Here is a 20,614-nt window from a genome sequence, read left to right as displayed (position 1 = left end):
GCTTCACATCGGTTTGACCGAATACTTGGCAAGCATAAGGCCAGCGTCATATTCCAAGATTGATGCCCTGACAATCCAGGCCGTAAACAGGATGTCCTGATTGATCTGTCGGCGCTTGCCGGCGCTCACATCACCGGAGTCGTAAACAAGCCTCATCGGGATCTCAACGACATACACGCGACGACCATTGATAACGGTTTCGTTCACAATCAGAGGCTCGTTGGTGATAGACGCCCGGAGAATCAAAAACTCACTTTGAACTTTGGAGAGAATGCCGCTAGCTTCCAGATCATCCGCAAACTCTTCCAGAGTGATTTGCTGGACGTAATCACGCATCTTGTTCAACTCAGCGCCAAAATTGGCGTAATTCCAGTCGTACAGATCCGGAATGTTTCGGCGAACCCAATCCATGAGAACTTGCCGCGATTCCAGCGGCTCATCGAGCAAAGGAAGTGGTTGGTACCGCCCGTCCTTTGTTACGGCAAGCAAGCGAGGCTCTGGCTTAGTGGCGTGTAATGTGACATTCCAAAAGAGTAACCCCAATGCAAAGATGACAAGGATCAGGATGACCCGGCCTTGGAACCGGGATAGCTTGGATTCCGCCACCGTCAACGCCGCCAGCGCTTCAGCCCCGTAGATCATGGATGTCTGCTCAGGCGCCTTCCCTGCCGTCTTAGGCGTTGGTTTCTTTACGTTAGCCTTGGAGGCCGCTTTTTGCTGCCCTGCTGTTGCAGTAGGCTTTGTTCCAGCTCGTTTCAGACTGGTCGCATTCTTCTGCCTGGAAGCCGAAGTGGAACTTATTCTTGCGGCCGCCCCTTTGGATGATGAATTACGCTTCACAGTGTTCTCTGCCATAGCAATCCGATAACACGTTGTCGATGCGGCCTATCATACCCCATGCGCAATTACGCTTTGGGGTCTCGCGTTCATTCATAGCCGAGGGTTACCACTACCTGTTTTCCACCACGAATGTGCGCCCTTCCCCACATGGGGTTGCCGCAATGCTATTCTGGCCGGGTTTTCAGGTATTCCTTCGAGACCTTGGAGTTGGTTATGTGCATCTCGATTTGCCCATCATCCCGCCTGGTACGGGCGCTCAAAGCTGGTTTGCTTGTCAGTGCAATGAGTGCTGTTGTATTGCCCGTATCCGCCGCCGAAGAGCCAGAACTGTCATCACCAGCCCCGGAGGTGGCTATCCGTGCGGTGCAAGCAACGCTTCCATCGGTAGCCATACTGGGTCAAAAGGAGGGGCCAGCAGGGACGACTGAGGTATTTATCCAAGTGCCCGGCGTGCTGAACATGCAGTCCGTATACGTATTGAGCGATGGCAAAACCGTCATTTCAGGGGTGATCGTGCCGCCGATCAAACACGGATTTCCGGGATCTCAGCTTACGTTGCCAACTGGTCAGCCTTCCGTTGACCCTCGTGCGCCGCGGGACAGTGTAGAGCGTTTGAATGAGGTGCTCGGCGTGGCTGGCCCTGACGTTGGTGCCCGGGCCGGTACCAACGATGACTTCTCTGTACCTGCGCTACCGCGCAGCGGAGCGAAGGATGGGAATATATCTGCAGGTGGTGATCTTGTTCCTGCGCCGGAGGTGGGCGCGGCGTCACAAGCTCAGACTTCCGGCCGCGCAGATAGCGCGCCGGAAGTGCCCGGCTCGGCAGTGGCCTCGCCAGGACCGGTCAGTGAGAAGAAAGCCTCTGGGACATCTGCACCTTCCGGCGATGAAGAGGACCTTGTGATCGAGTCTCTTGATGATGTCGCAGAAACCGGCTCCTTTAGTCGGGCTGTTCGCACTATGCTCAAGAATGACTCAGACATCGCCGCTTTGCGCAATCTCGCCGGCCAAAAAGAGCAGGCCGATGAATACCTGAAACTGGTCAAGACGCTGCCGTCGATCAAACAGGGCAACGCACCGAAAGCCATCTACGTGATGTTCGATCCGAATTGCGAGTTTTGTCACCGCTACTACCAGGATCTCCAGCCCAGCATTCGCAGTGGTGTGCTAGAGGTTCACTGGATTCCGGCTATCGTGAAGAGCGACAACCGCTCCAGCCTCACCGCCTCCGCCGCACTCCTGGCCGAAACTCAACGAGACAACGGCAAGCCACTGGAGATGCTTCATGCGGTCATGACGGATAAGGAATATACCTCGCGGATTGACAATGCGCCCAATGTTGATCGCCTGGTTCCATTCCTTGAACCGGTGGTAAAAAATACCGCCATTATGGCGATGGTTCGCGCAACCACACCATTGGTCATTTTCGAGAATGTTGATGGTGAGTTGGCGATCAATGCCGGCATCCCGGACCCGGGCTATGAAAGCCTGATTCGGTCCGAAGCGAGTTAAATCCTCGCAATTAATGGCTGGCTCATTTTTTTGATGCGGGCTTCTGCGACTTCTCAGAAGCCCGGTTACGTTTCAGACTCATGGAAAGACGTTACAGGAGCCGCAATAAGCCGGAGGGAAAGCTATGGATTCAAACCTGTGCACCGTGGTGCGAGAGCAGGATTACAAAGACTGGGAAGCCTGTGGGTACGACACCCCCAAGCATACGCGGCGTAAGCTGAAGCTCATTAAGCGGTCGGTTCAAAACCGAAAAGACATTCCCCGTGAGGAATACGTAAAGCTGCTGGTTGATCGGAAGCGGCGCCTGGAGCGCATACGTGCCTTGCGTCCCATACTGTTGAGCCGGAAATTCTTGAACCGGCTGGGTGTTACGGATGACGAGTATCAAGAGTGCTTTTCATACCTCCCGGACGAAAAGTCGCTCAATGAGCTTCTTTACGACTCGCTGGAGATGATAGCAACTATCGAGGAGTTGCTTTTCGACAAAGGTTTGAGCCGTCAGGAAATTCGCTCGCATTTGAACACGGTAGGCATGGGCGCAGGCAAAATCCTCGATCAGTCCGAGGTGGCTTTTGATTTCGTGATCTGGCACATGGAGCCCTATGTCGAACTCATTGCCCGAACCATGGGGCGTGAGCTGGACGAGTTCACAATTGAGCACGCCCAGCTGACAAACGAAATTGTGGCTGCCGAGGTGGTTGAGTTAACAAAGGTCGGCGATGGCCTCTGGCTCCCCTGCTGGCATCTTCGTGAACCCACTCTCAGTCAAGCCCGCAAGGCATTTCCGGTAGTTTCAGATCAGTTCCGGCGGCTGAGCTGACCACCGAACACGGCGGCCCGTTTATACGGGCCGCGGTGTCAATCCTTCTCCAAAGAACCTGTCGCCATATCTGGCATTGTTTTGTTCTGTCCCTTGATTCTGTTGCATCTGTTGCAACAGAGTCTGTTCGAGCACCTCAGCACTGGCTTCTTGCATTTTTGCAGCAACACTTTCCTGCGCTGGTTTCATATCCTGCGCCAGAGCTTCCTGAAGTGGTCCTGCGTCCTGGTTGTTGGGGTCAACAGCATGTTTTAGGGCAGACTCTTCAAGAGCGTTACTCTTGGGGCGTTCGGTCATTCTTGCGCTTATTGTTTGGAGAAGTTCTTGTCGCCGCTCGGCCGTCAACAAATCCAACCTGTCATCCGTGGTGAGGGCAACGACTCCCCGGGAAAGCACCTTTGTGGCCTGCTTTATTCCCCGTATGCCACTCTCTACGTTCATTTTGTCAGTATCGCTCCGTGACTCATACCGTTCCAGGAAGTCACTGTTTGACTGAATTAATGAGGCACCAGCCTCGTTGGTTCCCAGGCCTTCGTGAAGGATGCGTGTGCTTCGTTGATAGGCGTCACCAAACTCTTGAAAAATCAGATCCGTCTCTTGTGCCAATGCTTGGTTTGCATGCTGAATCCGGTGTTTGAGTTTTTCGGCCACACCGTCCACGCCGGATGCGTCAACAGAGGCTTTAGACTTGGCTTCGATTGATTCATAAGCGCCTGCTAACAGTTTCTTTCGTCCCATCATCGGATTGCGGAATACCGTCTTCCGCTTATTGCTTAGATCTTTCAGTTGATCCTTGAGGTTCGAGACGACTTTTGTCCCCAGGTTGAACAACCGTTTTATCAGATCGACGATGCCTTTTAGCAGGGAGCTGACCATGTTCATTGCCGAACCTACAAGAAGGGTACCCGGCGTGTACTGGCTTGGGTCATGCGCCTGCTGTTTCTTGTTTTCGGCGGAGGGAGACACCGACGGATCTTGATTGCGATTCGACTCTTCGATTTTTGAGGCAAGTTCGCTTTCCACTTCCGGTGACAAGCTGAACTTCTGCATGGGTGTCGTCGTCGGCGAAAGCCGAAATCGATCCGGCTCTGGGAGCTCGGTCAGTGGCTGATACTTTTGCGGCTTCTCATCGTGATTGGGTTCAATTCGGATTTCACCGGTCTTGGGGTCTTGTCCGAATTTAACCGGCAACCATTGTGCCTGTCCTGGGTATAACACATTGATGTTTACCGTGCTGCCCTTCTTCAACAGCTCCACTGCTGCCTCTTTGTTGGCCGGCACCAACCTTTTTTGCGCCGCATCATATTTCACCAGGCCTGCATCCCAACCGCGAATCAAGGGCGCTTTTGCTGCAGCCGCACGAAAAGCCGCTGCCTTCTCTGCGACTTCCGCCTTTACCCGGCTTTTCGGTTGAGAGTTCTGTGTAACTTTCGGTTGTTCTGCTGAGGCTTTCGTATCTGCCAGGCCGGTTCCCGCCCCCTTCCCGGGCTTGGTGAACTTCACTACATTGTCGCTGTTTTGGGGCTTGGTCGCCGAATCGGAGCTTGCGCTCGCGCCAGTGGCTTTTGTGTCGTTTGCGCGCTGCGCCGGCGCCTCAACACTCTTGCCACTGGCTTCGGTCTGTTTTTCCTCCGCGACAGGTTCTTCGCCGGACGCCCCACCGAACACCACGTCATCTGGTAGTTCTGTGAGCTCCAGGAATTCGTCGTTGTTGTCCTCGGCACCTTTGATAATCGCTGAAAAAAGGTCTACCTGATCTTTTTCGTTCCCGGAGTTTTTCTGTTTTTCGTCAGCCATACCTTACCTAGCCTCTTTTGTCGTTCATTGCTTTGGTGGCCCGGTTTTCGTCGCAGCAGAACAGCGATCGAGCATCGATGACCTCATGATCGCTGTTTCTGGCCCCTATCTGATTTGCCAAGAGCAGCAAGGTCCGAAGCTGTAAGCCTTCCGGCTCCCCGGCAATCACATTATCAACGAATACGGTACCACTTCGTTTCGCCGTCTCGATTGCTTCCTCTGAGAACGAAGCATCCAATGTGACTGGCACACTCTCAGGTTCTGAGCTTGTTCTTGCAATTGCGGCTTGAATGGCATCATGAAGCCTTGAATGCTGGTGCTCGTCACTGAATTCGTACCCGACAAATGGCAGACAGGCGTGAAAACCATGCGGCCGAAACAACTCCGGCTTTGCAAAGTGCGCCATAAACGTAATCCCAAACTGCGCATTGAGCTCAGGCATCCATTGCGCCAGGCGTTTCACATTTGCCGGGCTGAGTTGATCATGTAAAGAATCCAAGGACTTGATAACCAGGACCAGCCGCTGCGTGAATCGACGTGAGTAACTGCGGAGAACCTTCTCAAGGTCTTGTCTGAAATACGACCAGTTCAGGAGAGAGTCAAAAGACACGGGTACCCGTACCGGGATGACAAATCCATTCGTTGTCGGCCCGATGCCTCGCTCAGCGTGCTTGAGCTCATGAAGAGCCTGGTGTATCAGTGCAACATCCATTTCCCACGCCATATCCAGCTGCCGGCAGATTGTAGGAAAGTCCTCGTTACAACTACGGTCATAGGCATCAAAAAACGCTTCTGATGTCACACCTTTGACGCAAACGCTAACCCACTCTTGAGTGATCGGGTTGATGGTGGGAATAACTCGCAGACTCAATTTCAAGTCCCGGAAAACCCGACGTAACGCTTGTTTTGCTGCTTCACCATAATTTGGCAATACACCGTCCTGCTGGCCACCTACGTTCATTCCAGTGTTTATAGCGCTTACGGGAACCCATTGCTCGGATGGCTTGCCATATGCAAAGTTATGCGAGAGTCGCCAGGTTTTCACTTTTTCCATTTGCAGCTTGTTCAGCAAGATCTTCGACATCTCGGTTACCGGGAGCAACCGCGGTCTGGTAACGCTGACATAATTGATCTTGATACGTGAAATGCTGCAATCTTCACATCGCTGACTCCGGTCCCCAGGGAATGTTCGGGACCTGCCAAGGAGCTCCGCAAGCCGACGTATCCGGTTGGCGAACTCATGCTGCACCATCAGGTTCGTAAACCCTATCAGCAGCATGTTTGTGGTAACCCATGCCGATTTCGCAACAATCAATTCAGTAGTGGCCCAGGCCGACACCTCTTTGGAAATGTCGGCTTCAACCTGCCCGCGATACTCCTGCAGCAGTGTCGGCGAAAGCTGATCCGCTATTTCGATCAGTCGCTCAAACTCCATCAGCACTATGTGCCCGGAATGACAATCCAAGTAGATTTCCGGGTATTCGACATTACTATCTAGGATTCCGGCAGAGAGACGCTTACTCTGTTTCACGTACTTTTCATTCCTCATGTCATTCTTCCCTCAGTGCAGCTGAGCGGACGAATGTGGCCAATCAAGTTCTCGATTAGAGGAAAGTGCGTCTATGTCTTCACATGAATTGAGTACCGTGTGTTGGGTCGCGTCTATCCATTGCTGCTTGTTGCTGTCCGATTGATTATGCTTCGCCGCAAGCTCCTCTTCGCGCTCCCTGAGCATTCCTGAATAGAATGCTTTGAAAAGCTGCTCTGGGGTCCGGAACCCGGTTTTCCTGCATAGGTTCACTGTACGAGTGAAGATGCTGTTGATACGGCCAAAAACGCCAACCGGCGGCTCCTCAATTCGGACATCAAGATTTCCTTTCACCCACTCTTCGTAAGCATACGCCTGAGCTTCACGCGGATCGCATTGAACAATAGCTACTGCATCATTGCGCCCCTGCTCTGCCAGGACGTTTATAAGCCGATGTGTTAGCTCCGCATCGCGCGCGAAGAACCGGTCCAGCATCGTTTGTTCTTCACGAAGCAAAAGGTGATCCTGCGCAAAGTGGAATGCCTCGTGGTGTGCGGTATGCAAGCCCGCACTCAATGAAATCTCAATAACGCCTTTAACCGTATCTGCCGCCTTCGTTTGCGAAATGTAGCGCCCGGCCGCCAAGGCGCCTACTTCGTCACGGATTTCATCACGCCAACGGACACGCACCTTTTCACCGCACATTCGCGCTACTTCCTGAAACACGCACGCGGCCAATATCTGGTGGTCTTTCTCGTCAATTCGTTCAACAAGGCCACTGGCAGAACTGTACATGACTGGCATATCTTGCCGGCCGAGATGTTCGTGATGCACCTCAATGTCTTTGAGCTTCAATGTTTCGAAGAGCCGATCGAACGCTTTTTTCATGTTTTCTCGTTCGAAGCCACTTGGGTAAAGCTGTCTTCTGCGTTTCGCGCTATGCGCTGCTTCCCGCTCTTTCAGAATCTCGCTAACCCTGTCATCTACCGCCGATGATTCTCCGAGCTCTTCGGACACTTTCTGGCGAATATCGCTGAGCATATAACCGTACTTTTCATACGATTCTTTGAGCTGCTTTTCGGCCTTCTCTTTGGCCAGATAAGGCTGATCGCCCCAATGGTTCAGTTTGTCGCTACGAACAAGAAAGTCGTTCCGGAACCCTGGGAACTTCTCTTCCAAAGCAATCTGGACATAGGTTTCAAATGCCCGGGCGAACATTTCTTCAATGGAAGACCAATAAGGATTATCCAGCTTTCGGCCGTCCTTCAGGTCTGCTTGCACCGCACCTTGTGCGAACCATGAATCCGGCAGTTCTTTTATGTCGTCTGGTTCGCGGTATTTGAGACTCTTGAGCACTTCAACAACAGCCTGTGCGACTGGCTCTCTGAGTTGTCCCGCAGACACGGCTTCTGTCGCCAATTGGCTATCCAACAATTTCGTGATGTCGCCAGGTGCCCGGGAACCCTGCACTCCACGAGAGATCCGATAGAAATAGTTGGCCAAAGCGTGCCCATACTCATGTGCCATGGAGCCGGCACCCTTCATCCTGGTCAGGTTGATCGCATTGTTAGCGGGTTCAAAGTGAGCAACTGCGGCCCGTTTTCCACCGCGCCCCCTGGAACCGAATGCCAATCCCAATGTTCCACCCAAACTGAGAGCTTTGGGCGGGACATTCAGTAGTTTGCTCAGATCGAGGAAAGAGTCGTAAGCATGGTTCAGGTACGCCGTGCGATCCGCCTGATTCATGCTCTTGCCATATTCAATGCCAGAGAAGCCAAATGTTTGGATCACATCTTCCTCTGACACATCAAACCCACCCCTGTAATCTTCAGCATTCTCCCGAACCAACCGGGATAGCATCGGCATGGCTCCAGTCTTGCGAGAATCATCTTCGAGGGCTTCGTTTTCGTCCTCGTCAGCATTGCTGACTGGGCCGCGCCCAGTTCTCGGAATGGCTTCTTTGATTGTCCATTCCGTGTTTTGTTTGGTGTCACGGAACGCCTTATCAAATTCGTATCGGAATACCATGTTGGCGGCATCTGCCGAATCTTGAGACAGACGCCAAAGACTCTCACCAAAAATCAGATTAACCCGCCAGCCTTGCGCATGACATTCCTGCTTTATTGAGCTGACCAGCTCATAGATCTCACCGCCTTTTTTCAAAGAAGCTACCAGCTCATCTTGCTTTCGGATTTCATTGAACGTATCACGGAGCCCGAGCACTAACCGGGCATAAAGCTGATTGATCTCAGGGATATTGGCCGGCGGCTTGGGTGAAATGGCTTTCCGAAGATCATTGAAAAAGCTGGCAACCACTGGGTCCATGGGTCGCTCGCCATTGTTGCGATCTTCTTCCGATGGCGCTCGGAGAAACTGCCAGTCAGGAGCTTCCCATAACTTGGTTTTCGAAATGAATCGGGCTTGTTCCTCAGCGGTTGCGTCTAACAGCCTTTTCAATACCTTTTCGCGGTTTCCACGAAGATCCTTAATGGCAAGTCCCGCAACCGTGCCGCGGTCCTGGCGAGCACCACGGGATTTGGTGCCCTTTGTCTTGTTGGCAGCACTCTCAAGGTTTCGGTCCCTGGAGGCCAACTCATTAAGATAACGAATGGCTTCGGGCCGAAGCACATTTGCCAAATCCAGCGTGGCGTGATACTTCCAGGTCTTATTAACTGAAGGGTTTTTCGACTTTATTTTCAGCAACCCGTATTCCGCTGCGATCCGACGATCAAAGTTAACCTTCTCCAGCTCGTCTTTTGTGACCACATGGTTGATCCACTTGATCTTTTTTGGGGTCGCCTTGATTGCCAGCACTAAGATTTCGGGGTTTAGAGCGGACTTCAGTTCTTCAAGCACTGACTGAACCAAGCGATCTTTATTTGCCAGCTTCGATAGAGGCTTTGAGTCCTCGGCCATCAGTGCAATCGCTGAGCGAACTTGATCAACGAGACGTTGATCCAGCTCCCAAGCAGGGACACCGGTTAGCAATATCGTTTTGTTCCGCTCAAGCGTGTCCTGAAGCGCTTCTTTTGGGGTGTTGCCGATTCCCTTCACTTCTGCAACGGGCTGCAAGATGTTGTATGCAGAAAATCCGGCCCCTATAGAGCGGAAAGCATCAACCGAGTTCGGCTCAATGTCGGTGAAGCCGTATACAGTGGGCTCGATCTTTGCGATCGATTCCGGTCGAATCAGCTGCCCCTCCTGTTCCAGAGCGGGGCCAAACTCAATCTTTACGGTATTGTTGAGGTCTGCCAATCGACCAAGGCTGCTCGATTGGAGCCTGGACTTCGTTGAAAGCAGCGGAGAATGGTTGTTTGAAAGCACCTGAATGGCTTCAGGGCTTAACGCATTGTCGCGTTGATCCAGCAGTGCAATCTGAAAAGGTAGACGCTCACCTTGTCGCCGAATAATGCCGCTAAACGCTTCCATCCGAACAGCCTGCATAGGCGCATTCATCTGTTCGTGATCTCGCCGAATCTGTTCCTCTTCGCTGCTGATCCGCTCCAAATGTTGAGAACGGTGAACCATGTCCAGCGAAACGCCTTGCATTGCAATCAGCTCGCCGAGGATCTCAATGTTCCGGGAAAGATCAAGTCCAATCCGAGCCATAGTTTCCGCTCGATCACAATTGCTGATGCCGTTTTGCTCTACGATTTTGAGGATGATGTTTAGTGGATGATCGCAACTCTCAAGAACCGCCCTATCAACCCCCGCAAGATCGGCAGCAGACATCAACAGGCGCCGATTCTTCTCGGCCAGGGAGGCGATCTGTTCCTGAGCTTGTGGGTGCCCGGTGATGACGTGTCCAGCGGCTTCGTAGCTTGCAAAGATCCCATAATGCGCTCTACCGAAAGCGGTGTTCCAGCCTTCCGGTGAACGAATGAAATCTACCCAAGCCCTGGCTTCTTCAAGGACACTTTCAGAAAAATTCCGCCCCCTTGAGTTGAGCAGCTTGTGAAAATCGAGGTAGGCGTTTTGCACTCGCTGCCGAATTCGATGGCTTGATACGTCGGTGGACTTCAGCGCTAATTCGTTAAATGACCGGGTGTCTTCATCCAATAGCGTGAACGCCAGTTTATCCAGGCTGTCCGCAATGGTAGGTGCCTGTTTGCGGATAGCTGGGAGACTATGCTCTCGCCAATGACCAAGAGCTGCCTCTATTTCAGGTAATAAACGAGGGTGTATGCCAACTCTGCAGAACTCGATGCGATTGATCGTTTCGAAGAATTCCGGGTCATCCGAAAACAATGCCGGCATTTGGTGCCCGTATGGCAGAACTGCAAGAGGCCATGCTTGCCCTCCTGGGGTTTTTGGTTGCGCCCGGTTGAACTGTTCGATGAGTTCGTCGCGAAGGACGACTGCCGCGTCAGAATAAACATCTTTACTCAACCCACCTTCAGCGGCCATCGCCATTATCATTTCTGCCTGGCCCCAGTGGATAACGAATGGTTTGGAGGAATGCTCTCCCATAACCAGTGGATGACGAAAATACAAACCGCGCTCACCGCCAGCCCGGGCAATATGTTGAAGTCTACGGACAAGTTTTGTGTCGAGTGCGCCCGCAGGTTGTTCTTTTGCCAGGGCCTTGTTGCGCAAATCGCCAGAACGGATTTTGGGCTGATCGTACAGATCGGTTTCTGTTTGCTCGGGTGCGCGGTCGGAAGCCGTGGTGGCCAGGGAATCAGAATCCTCTTTCTGGGCTTTCTGCTGACTCTCCTGCAATGCGTGTTTCCCAGTCAATGCACTGACCGGAACTCGGATCTTCTGAGGAACGTAAAACGGTATCCCTTTCCGTTGCTTCTGAAAAAACTCGGCGCTCTCGCCCGTTGGCACTACCCAACAAATATCCAGGTCTTCCGGCAAACCAACGATCACGCCACTGTGAGTTCGGCCATCCTGTTGCCATTGAATCTCGGAACGAATTGCTGGGCGTTGGTCCACCGGAGCAGGGGCTACCTCCCCAACGTGAACAAGCGCATCGGGGTCAATGCCGCGGTGTTCTAATAGCTCGCGCCGCAGCGCCTGCAATTCTTCCGGCCATTCGCTGGGATCTACGCCATACTCTCGTGATGCACGGGCCAACCCCAGTGCAAGAACAGGCTCTGTAGTCGGGCTAATATCTCCCGACAATGCCTGTGACACCCACACCTGCAATCGCATTGGGTGGCGCATCCAGAACGGCGGAATTGGATCGTCGCGATCAAGGTGCCTTGCAATCTCATCCGGGAGATCCTGGGCCTCTTTCAATGAATCGAAAATTTCACCGATAAGAGTGTCTTTTTCGTACATCCAAAGCCGACGAATAGCGGCTTGCACTTCCAGGGGAACCTTTGGCTGGAACTGCTCACTGGTATGAAGGCTAACCACCTGCTCCTGTCTCAGCGGCTCAAGATCACAACCGAGAACTCGGCTGACCACTGTTACCAGCTCCGTCGTAGGGTAAGCAGGATGTATTAATCGTCCGTTCTGGCCCTGACGGAATCCAATTGTCCTGAGAGCGACAAACTGAGCTTGCGACAATGCATCAGAATCAAGCAACTTGATTAAGCTCAGCCAGGTGGTTCCGTTGTGGATGGCTATAATCCTCAGGTTCTCAAGACTTTCATCATTCGGCCAAAGTCCTGGGGGCAGCGAAGTATCAAACGTCACCGGCTGCTCGCCGTTGAACGAGGGCATTTGGCCCCAGTCGTTTGACCACACATCGCGCAATGTTGGATTACGAGTCATTGTCACACCACTACGTCACATGGGATGCTTTATTCTGAATTTCTATCTTGCATTGTACGTCACCTGCTGGGCAATTTGCGCTCAGATGCGATGCACTTTTGACCCGTTTTTCCGACGCGCCTAATACCGAAATGACGTCCCAAGGTTTTCCTGTGCCCAATGCTTCCAACGATCCGCCCGCCTTGAATCTGGAGATAGATTCGGGGTACTGAATGCCAATACATCCGGGCGCGCTTCTCGCTCGCTAACCAGTTTCATCACAATGGATTTTGGTACTAATTCCTCCGCCAGCCTCATCACGCCTTCGTAAGCATCCGCTATAACCTGACGCTGAATATGCTCAGGCAGCCCCTTTAACCATGGCACAAGCCAGGTCATATAACGGGCATCAGGTTGTCGGATGGACATGGCCAGTCGGAAGCGATCCCAGGGATGCGTAACCGCATTTTCAGAACTGCAATAGCCCTCATTGGCGATCTTGCGTCGTTGAATTTGGAACTTTGCCCAAGAATCGGCGAGCGTTTCTGTAAACAGGCGAAAACGTAAAATTTGATCCTTACCCACCGCGCTATCGAAACCTCCAGCAGCTTGTACAGCATCCAGAGCGAGCATTGGATTATCCGGGTTCTCCACCAGGGTCATTTCAAGCACAGATAGGAGCGATTCACCCACAACCGGATCGCACTCCTGGGCCTCTTGTGCCCATCGCTCTGAGTATCGCTGAATTTCGTGGGCAGCCTGCTCCCCAATGAGGCTTAGATCGTTAAAGGCGTTTTCAGAGTTACAGTGGGCGATTTCATGCCAGAATTCGATCGCGTTCCCCCACCGCTTCAGGTATTCCTGCTCAATAGTTCCCAGCAAAGACCACGCATACGGCATCTCTTGCATTAGGTCGCCGGCCAGGTCATCCGTATCAAGAGCCACAAGGCATACCCCAGGCCCCTTTACCGAGAATGACCGATCACTTGCATCGCCATACAGCACAGCTCGATTGCTATGCACCGCAGTCCTTTCCGGGCTCGAAGGTTGGTACGGATAATCCAGCATCAGGTTGATGCCCAATGATGCAAGTCGTTCTGCCATCTGCTCACGAACATAGTGATCAGAAAGCCGGTTGATGGCTGAGATCGGCAAACGATTTGTAGCCTCCGGCAACCGTTTCTCCAGGACAAGAATGGGTGATCTGATTGCCGCCGATCCAACAATAGACAGACAGGCTTCTAGCTGACCCAAACGACTGATTGCCGGAAGCAGCCCAACTTGACTCAACATCCTCATCCCGGATTCCATCTCAGATAGGCTGATCGCTCCAGCCCGACTCACGACAGCTGAGCTGCTCTGACATAAGGCTCCCCATTGGGGCAATGATGAGCCAAACGAAACCTGCGGCAAAAATGCACAGACGATCAGAAGAGTGTTCGCAAAAATCCCGCGCAGTGAGGAATTCAAAAACGGACGTAGAAGCAGCATGATTGGCACCCCATTTTTCGCACAGACTACCATAACCTGCACCTTGCTCTGGGAAACTCCGTTGCTTTGCCGCTTGTTGGTCGTATGAGCGAAATTCCCCTATTGGGGGGGGGCTAGGTATAATTGAGGCAAATGGTCAAACGTCAGCGGAAACGACTTATGCTTAAACGCATTGAAATCACCTATGAGTTCTGTGTCGATGCCCAAACCGACGATGAAGCACTTGACTTGTTTCGCCAACAACACACAATTGCTATCGCCGATGAACGTTGTGGCATCGTCCACGGGCCTATTATCAGTGATGTAACCAGCTCACTGAATTTTGAGGAATCCACACTGAATGAGGTGCCTCTTGGCGCAATGGACTTAACCCTTAAAGAGCGTCTTGAGAGAGGCGAACTAAATTGAGTATGCGGCCGTCACCTCAGCGACGGCCCTTGGTCAACTCTCTCGTCCGGATCAAAAAGTGCGCTTGCTTTCTGGTTTATCTTCTCCACCAATTCCCGTATGTCCTTCACGGCATAACGGGTAACCGAGTACCCAAGGTGAGCCTCAAGAGACAATAGGTTCCGACTCAGCTGCTGAAGCATTGGCATCAGTTCTTGTATCTCGTCCGCAGTCGCAACCTGCGATCCAAGATCGTCAGCCTGACTTGTTACAGCAATGCTTTGACGCCGGCGTGCCTGTTCCTGATACACCGAGTCCACGACCCGGCGGACAACATCGGTTGACGAATACTCCAGGCTTTGAAGCCTACTGCTACAAGCACTCATCATGAGAGCCCCCACCGCAATCTCCAAGGCGCGCTCATCCATCGCTGGTATTTGCTTTGCCCACTCGCTAGCCAACTCTGCTTTGACGGCGCCATCCAAATGATGGTACTTCTCAATGTGATCCAATGCCTTGTGAATGATTCCAGGATCTTCAGGCAGTGCGTCTTGAACAGCCATAGAGAGCATCCAGGATCGCAAAACTGCTTCGTTCACAAACTCGACATTCAGCTTTGGTACACTGATTTCTTTGCCATTTCGGTTTTCCAATTCCTTCAGCGTGTCAACAGCATCCAGTGCTGCCCCGATCGCCCTTAGATCATGCTCCAAGAGCAGTTTCTCGCGAGGGCTCAAGTGGTTTACGTCGTACCGACAAACCTCATCTCTCAGTGCGCGCATTCTGGCTGGCACATCTTCCAATGTGATGTTCAGATCGTCACTCGGCTCAATCTTGTCCAGGTTCTGTGCCGCGACCAACAATTGATCCACCATGGGCGTAATGGAATCCAGGACAGAATCGTTGAGCATGACCGACCAGGCATTCCGTGCAACCTTAACCGTGTCCTCAGCAATTTCCCGGTAGCTCTCAAATGAAAGGGGTATGCTGCGTGGTTGACCGGCCAGTGCCAGTGCCTGGTCCCCTCGCTCTTTGATCTGAGCGATTGTGTCTCGTCTCCACTTTAGATTCATTCCGAACTGTTCAAGAAGACGCAGCGCAATATGAAGCCCCCCAATTATCTTGTAGTGCGCTGCCTGAATAGAGTGAACCGTGACCCGACTCATAAGATTCTCCTTTGCACTGCTATCACACAGGGGTCACTATACCGCGTCTTCAGGACGCTTTGCCCGCAACGTCCGCTTGGTCCAGCTTCCGCTCCCTATTTTTGACGCTTTTTTGCCACGCCTTGTTTCGTTTTCTTGACATTCCTGACAATTTTGTTAGATTCTGGCGCGCCTATGACATCGCATAGGGTACTGGAATACAAAATTGGAGCTAAGGTGCACGCCACTGACTGAGGAGCGAGGTTAGTCATGCAAGGGCAGTCGATTTGTAATCTCGAACGGTTTGAATGCTCGCAGCAGCACGCCTTCCAGTTTGATCAACCTGATGATCGGGTACTAAGACGTGGCGCGAGAAACCATTCGCCCTATGTGTTGAACAACGACTCCGATTTACAGCGCCTTTTAATTCCGGCCGAAGTTCAGCTGTCAGAGCAAGCCCAACAGCACCTCGCATCACTATCGAATTGCAACCGGGCCACGTATCAATCAACCCGCCAACAATTCATACAAGGGATAACGCGCGCCTTTTCAGAAGAGTTTTCGCGATTCTGGATGTCCCGCTATCACCAGTACACCAACATGGACCGATTCGTATCGAGGGTTGCCCGATTCTTTTCTATGGACGTTAACCACGTATATCTGGTCGCCAACTATCTGTCGCTACCCTCATGCCCCAAGACAGCGGAGCACGCACAGGATATTGGCTCATTTCAGAGCGTTATGTTCATCGACGGTACAGAAAACCTTATTGACCCTCTTGATCGGTTTTACCGGCGCTCTGTCTACCGCACCTCCAATTCCGAAGCATGGAACGGTTACTTGGCCGCCTATGGCTGGCTTCCCCCAGATGCCCTGAATCCGTCGGATATTCGGTACCTATGTCGCGAATACCCCATGCCTCGGTACCGACTTGCCATGTTGTTACAGGTCAAAGAATCCGAGCTGAACGAATATGTTGATTCCATGCGCTGGCCGTCACGATATTCACTATCTGCGGCTCCGATCCGAGACTTGCTGCCATGCAAGCGCCATCGGCGTCTGGCACAGATCGTCATACGTTCCGCGCAAGCGCTTTATACACACCAGGCAATACCGCTTCAGGTCATAGCTGAACGGATTGGCGTTGACCGTTGTACTCTTTTCTCTCTTGGCGAGCGCTTTGGCGAGGAATGGCGAATCCCGGCACCCTCCACTATCCACCACGTTATCGAGCACGTGAATCTTGCGCATATAGCGAATGGGGGCGTGATTCGTAGGACTGCGGGCCTATAGCTATGGTCTGCGTCTCGACATCGGAGCGCGCCTATTTCTTTGCATCATGCTCGTCGGCGCACGGCGCCGGCATCGCTCACACCCTCGGCTTACACCTCGGGTGTGCAACAGTTACACACATGAAACAATACTATGCGACGAGTTGATTACAGCATCCGCGAACGCATTCGAGACCTTAAAGATGAGTTTCTCACTCAATGCCCGGTGAAAGAGCCGAGCGGTGTCATTGTGCATCCGGGCCACATCCTTGATCGATTCATGTCACGGATGTCCACATCGATAGCGGATTTGAGTCGGCATACCGGAATGAGTCGGGCAACCATTCACCGGATTGTCCGAGAGAAGGGGCGTATCACCCGCGATATTGCGATACGCCTAGAGGTCTGTTTCGGGCTTCCAGCGAGTTTTTTCCTTGTTCAACAGGCCCACTGGGATTGCCAGGAAGGCAAAAAAGATTCCTATTCGGATGTTAAACCTATGGCTGACTCGGTAATAAGTCAGTATGCTCTAGGGTTAATTCTTGCGGACCTGAAAGGTGATGAATTCGTATCACCACTTTTCGACGACACTGCAAACGAGGATGACTGGGATGACACCGATCCTGCGACAGAGGTAGGAGGTTTGATGAGCGGATAGAAACTGCTCGGAACGAAAATGAGAAAACCCCGAGGTGGCCGCCCCGAGGTTTTCAAAAACGCGCTTTTGGTTGCCAGACCCTTAGCATTAACTGCTTTAGCGCATGACTGGTTCAGAAAATGGAAGGTGTCTTCCAAATTTCTCCACCCAGTCTAGCGCTAGTTGGATTTTTATGCAAATAAAAATGTGCTTGACTGGAGATCGTGCTGATTTTTTTAACCCGATCCTCCGCAGCTGTTTGCTCGCGGGGGTGCCGTGACTGGGTTACACGCCACAGCACTGTCATACCAAACTCCTGATGAACCGGCACCACCTGCACGGGCTCTGAATGCAACTGAGTCCTGGGCATGGGATCGGCTTGTCCAGTGGTTACCCTATTTCCCGCGCTGCTCCTCACAAAGCAATGCGGCCCTCACCCGTCCGCGCAACATCGCCTGCCGATACCCTTACATCACGGTATGTCGGAACGATTACCGTGCGTGGCTGATCTTCGATCTGGACCACCAGGCACCCTTCGGGCACTGGGACGACTGCGGTCTACCACCTCCCAACCTGATCGTCCGAGACCCAGAGAAAGGGAGCGCCCATTGGTACTACGCCATTTCACCGGTGTACCTGAAAGGCCGGCAACACCCAATCAGCTACGCGAAAGCCATCTATCGGGCCATGGTCGAAAAACTTGGCTCCGATCCTGATTATGCTGGCGGACCGGTCAGCAAGACCCCCTTCCATTCCCGGTGGGAAACTCTGTGTCTGCATACCGAACAATATGACCTATCGGATCTCCAGGAATACATCGAACCAGCCGCACCAAGTTACAGTGCAGATGCTCCGGACGATCTGCTTAATCAACACACGCACTCCCGCCACCTCTGGTTGTTCCATGCTACCCGCTTTATCGCATATCGGATGGTTGGTGACTTCTATTCCGCATCAGGTCAGGGCTATCAAGCATTCTTCGAGCGCTTCCACGAAATCGTCAAACGACATAACCGGTTCGTCGGCCGATCTGAATTCGCCGGAAAAGGCAACCTGCGCCCCTCTCAGGTTCGAGCCGTTGCGTCGAGTATTGCTCGGTTTGCCTGGGAACTGGCTGGCGATCCTGAACGCTCGAAGCGTTATCAGAAGAATCGAGGGATTATGGGGTTGGATTCGGACCTCCCCCTCAAGGCGCGCCAGGCGCTCTCTGCGCAACGAACGCACCATCATCGCCGCAGGAGCACACAAGAGCGCATAGAGGCTGCTGTACGCAATCTGAAGGCCGAAGGTGCATCGATCACCTTTGTCGCCGTCGCTCAAGCGTCCGGCCTTTCACGTCAAACCGTTGCCAAATACCGCGACGTGATTGAGCGCGTTGAAGAGCAGCTTGCAAGAAAATCCCCTGCCCCGAAGCTGGCGTCTTCCTCTTCCTCCCCCACTCCCCGATTGAGACTTGTGCATTCCGCGTTACCTGAAACTTCGAATGTTAATTTTGGTGGCCATAAGATAACTACCGACAGGTACTCGCCGGAACAAGCAGCAACGAGCCGGCTTTATGAACCGTCAATTCCGCCGCCAGATTCATAGTGATCGGTTGACGATGGAGAAATGACTTCGACTTGCGTACTCTCACTGTTAACCAACAACGGGTTTAGGTTTTCATATGACTGGTGATAGCCCCAAAGCAAGAAAAGCGGCTCGAACGAAATCCAGGAGCAGCGTGGTAAAGGATGTGGCGGTTCACTCCGCACTTGAACATCTCCACGAAGATTTGTCGGTATTGAGTGAACAAGATCTGCAGTATTCGCTTGATCTGCTTACTGATCGCGATCGATCTCACAACGGTATTTCTGGGGTTTTGGTGTATGACCTGGCTCCAAAGTGGGTGAACTATCGCCGGGTGAAAGAAGTGACTGCTGAAGCCCAGTTCACTCGCAAATTCCGGGTCTTGGGGCACCCGTTTTCAGTTACCGTAAAGGCGGCTCGGATCAAGCGACCAAGCGGCGAAGACGTATTGATGTTCCCTGGAGATCGGGAGCAGGTTGTTGAAGATACGCTTCGATGGATGAGCACGCATGGCCATGGTCAGCTGTTTGCCTCACGGCTTGGCTCCAGGTTTTCAATTTACTCACTGCGGAAGCTACTCAAAGAAGCGAACCATTCCATGAGTCATGCCGACATATCCGAGGCCCTGGACGTGCTGCATGGAAGCCATCTCATCATTACCGATGAAGTCACGGGGCAACAATGGTCCGAGCTGTTCTTGCCTCAGTACGGCCGGAATGGCGAAGAAACTGCCAGTGATGGCCGGACCTATTACCGAGAGTGGTTCGTCACATTTCACACATTGGTGAACCAAGCGATGCTGGCTGCGGATACCCGTTTGGTGTCCTGGCATACCTTGATGGCGCTAACCAACAATCTCGCAAAATACGTGTACAGACGAATGTCTTTGGTGTATTCGCAGGCCAGTTCTATTGACCCCTACACCATTAGCCTTTCAGAAATCATGAGCGGTTACGGTAAACCGCTGGTCGAAGGTAAGCCCATCAGTAACCACATGCGTGATATGAAGCGCGCGCTGGAAGTTCTCGGGCGAGATGATGTCATTGACCTGGAACGCCTTGAGATTCGGAAGAAGAAGGAAGGCAATCGGGATGTGGATGCCATTTTCACCTTCTTCCCAGGTGCCAAGTTCATCGACCAAGCCATTACCGCCAATCAAGCCAGTAAAGAGCTGGAATTGGCTTTGGAGAGGCGCGCGGGCCAGCAAAAGATCAAGCGCATCATTAAAGACATTGGGTAGAAATTTGGAAGAGTAGCTTCATTCCAGTGCGGGATCGAGGACATTCTGTGGATAAACAGGTAGAAATTTGGAAGGGACTTCGGGAGATATTTGGAAGAGGCTGAGTATCCAGTACCCTATTCAGTAGAAATTTTGAAGACTTATTGGATTTCGACGCTGCTGTGGGTAGATATTTGGAAGGGGTGACCAAAATAACATCACTTTGACAGCCACTGCATTACTATTTCACTGTTTTTCCTATGATTGTGGCGCATCTTCCAAATTTCACCCGGTAGAATATTGGACGTGGTTTCGGGAGAAATTTGGAAGACTTCTGGAGAGGTTTTGACTACTAACTTGTTCATTTCGCGATCTTTTTGGTCTTTTTCTCTACGCTTCAACCCTTTCTTTAACCTTTTTTACCCTTAAATTAATCCCTATGGGGTTGGTGCCTGACTATAATCTGTTCAACATGCTCATAATTCATCCCAATGTGTATGCTATTAGCAGTCACTTTGTAAGTCTTCCAAATTCCTTTCTCAGATGTGATCCTGGGCGTTCCTTCGGCAGATCACCACTATTTATCTGGATATAGTGCTTTTGGGTCCGACTCACAACTACATGGTGTGGAACCAGCACTCGTACAACTCAATAGTGACGAGCTTTTTTATAAAAAAGCACATGAGCTGAACACA

The 20,614-nt window shown here is 52.1% G+C and carries 13 protein-coding genes; 7 read left to right on the top strand and 6 right to left on the bottom strand.

The genetic code is table 11. The features are described from left to right. Positions 1-3: 3 nt before the first annotated feature. Complete coding sequence (locus BTO32_RS15255) at positions 4-855, bottom strand: DotI/IcmL family type IV secretion protein (protein WP_245820358.1); 852 nt, start codon at positions 853-855, stop codon at positions 4-6. Positions 856-1,053: 198 nt separating this feature from the next. Here BTO32_RS15255 and BTO32_RS15250 point away from each other — a divergent pair, with 198 nt between their 5' ends. Beyond that, a complete protein-coding gene (locus tag BTO32_RS15250) occupies positions 1,054-2,352 on the top strand; it encodes a hypothetical protein (protein ID WP_139339094.1) in 1,299 nt (432 codons plus the stop codon). 124 nt (positions 2,353-2,476) lie between these two features. Then, positions 2,477-3,172: a hypothetical protein gene (locus BTO32_RS15245; protein ID WP_076725507.1), complete on the top strand. Its 696-nt coding sequence runs from the start codon at positions 2,477-2,479 to the stop codon at positions 3,170-3,172. Between the two features lie 21 nt (positions 3,173-3,193). Here the strand turns inward: BTO32_RS15245 and BTO32_RS15240 are convergent, their stop codons facing one another. The 4 genes from BTO32_RS15240 to BTO32_RS15220 form a co-directional block, all read right to left on the bottom strand. Then, the gene (locus tag BTO32_RS15240; protein ID WP_076725506.1) at positions 3,194-4,969 is read right to left on the bottom strand and encodes a hypothetical protein; all 1,776 of its coding nucleotides are present in this window, start codon (positions 4,967-4,969) and stop codon (positions 3,194-3,196) included. Positions 4,970-4,976: 7 nt separating this feature from the next. Continuing rightward, on the bottom strand, positions 4,977-6,518 hold the full coding sequence (locus BTO32_RS15235) for a hypothetical protein (protein ID WP_076725505.1): 1,542 nt from the start codon (positions 6,516-6,518) through the stop codon (positions 4,977-4,979). Between the two features lie 12 nt (positions 6,519-6,530). Next, positions 6,531-12,224, bottom strand: coding sequence for an LPD1 domain-containing protein (locus BTO32_RS15230; protein WP_139339093.1), 5,694 nt, complete (start codon positions 12,222-12,224; stop codon positions 6,531-6,533). 120 nt (positions 12,225-12,344) lie between these two features. Then, a complete protein-coding gene (locus BTO32_RS15220) occupies positions 12,345-13,694 on the bottom strand; it encodes a hypothetical protein (protein WP_139339092.1) in 1,350 nt (449 codons plus the stop codon). A gap of 159 nt (positions 13,695-13,853) precedes the next feature. On the opposite strand from BTO32_RS15220, the gene BTO32_RS15215 reads away from it, so the two are divergent. Next, positions 13,854-14,102 carry a hypothetical protein gene (locus BTO32_RS15215; RefSeq protein WP_076725501.1) on the top strand — a complete coding sequence of 83 codons (249 nt, stop codon included), beginning with the start codon at positions 13,854-13,856 and terminating at the stop codon, positions 14,100-14,102. Between the two features lie 11 nt (positions 14,103-14,113). On the opposite strand, the gene BTO32_RS15210 is transcribed toward BTO32_RS15215, so the two are convergent. Continuing rightward, positions 14,114-15,247, bottom strand: a complete 1,134-nt coding sequence (locus tag BTO32_RS15210) for a hypothetical protein (protein ID WP_076725500.1) — start codon at positions 15,245-15,247, stop codon at positions 14,114-14,116. 249 nt (positions 15,248-15,496) lie between these two features. Here BTO32_RS15210 and BTO32_RS17785 point away from each other — a divergent pair, with 249 nt between their 5' ends. From BTO32_RS17785 to BTO32_RS15195, 4 genes are all read left to right on the top strand, one after another. Beyond that, a complete protein-coding gene (locus tag BTO32_RS17785; RefSeq protein WP_139339091.1) occupies positions 15,497-16,519 on the top strand; it encodes a hypothetical protein in 1,023 nt (340 codons plus the stop codon). 132 nt (positions 16,520-16,651) lie between these two features. Next, entirely contained in the window at positions 16,652-17,155 is a 504-nt protein-coding gene (locus BTO32_RS15205; protein ID WP_076725499.1) for a HigA family addiction module antitoxin, read from the top strand. Positions 17,156-17,410: 255 nt separating this feature from the next. After that, positions 17,411-18,721: a replication initiation protein gene (locus tag BTO32_RS15200; protein ID WP_076725498.1), complete on the top strand. Its 1,311-nt coding sequence runs from the start codon at positions 17,411-17,413 to the stop codon at positions 18,719-18,721. A 76-nt stretch (positions 18,722-18,797) separates the two neighbouring features. Next, complete coding sequence (locus BTO32_RS15195; RefSeq protein ID WP_139339090.1) at positions 18,798-19,940, top strand: hypothetical protein; 1,143 nt, start codon at positions 18,798-18,800, stop codon at positions 19,938-19,940. Positions 19,941-20,614: the final 674 nt, after the last annotated feature.

The organism is Marinobacter lutaoensis (genome assembly GCF_001981305.1).
GTDB classification, from domain to species: domain Bacteria; phylum Pseudomonadota; class Gammaproteobacteria; order Pseudomonadales; family Oleiphilaceae; genus Marinobacter; species Marinobacter lutaoensis.
Note: the sequence above shows the minus strand (reverse complement) of the source record. Positions and strands in the feature narration are given on the sequence as shown.